A 277-nucleotide genomic window follows, 5' to 3' on the forward strand; every position below is an offset into this window, starting at 1 on the left:
ATCCGATGCTCGAGCGCTTCAAGGAACTCAAGTACGACTGGGAACGCAAGCATCTGGAGAACAGCCGCGATCTGGTGTTCAAGAACACGTTCGCGGATATCGAATACATCCTGACGTCTTGCGGGGCGAACGGCACGCGTTTCGAGTTCGAGTGCTACGACATCTCGCATCTGTACAACCTCGCGCATTTTGTCGACCGTGGGCTCGCGAAGCCGCCGTTCTTCGTGCAAAGCGTATTCGGTCTGCTCGGCGGCATCGGCGCGCATCCGGAAGACCT

Annotated in this window: 1 protein-coding gene; it reads left to right on the plus strand. The window is 57.8% G+C overall.

Annotation, left to right across the window (positions count from 1 at the left end):
- The coding region (locus SB753_RS36875) for a 3-keto-5-aminohexanoate cleavage protein (RefSeq protein WP_410805078.1) at positions 1 to 277 on the plus strand (277 nt) is incomplete at both ends.

Source organism: Paraburkholderia sp. SIMBA_053 (assembly GCF_046534895.1).
In the GTDB taxonomy this organism is placed as follows: domain Bacteria; phylum Pseudomonadota; class Gammaproteobacteria; order Burkholderiales; family Burkholderiaceae; genus Paraburkholderia; species Paraburkholderia caledonica.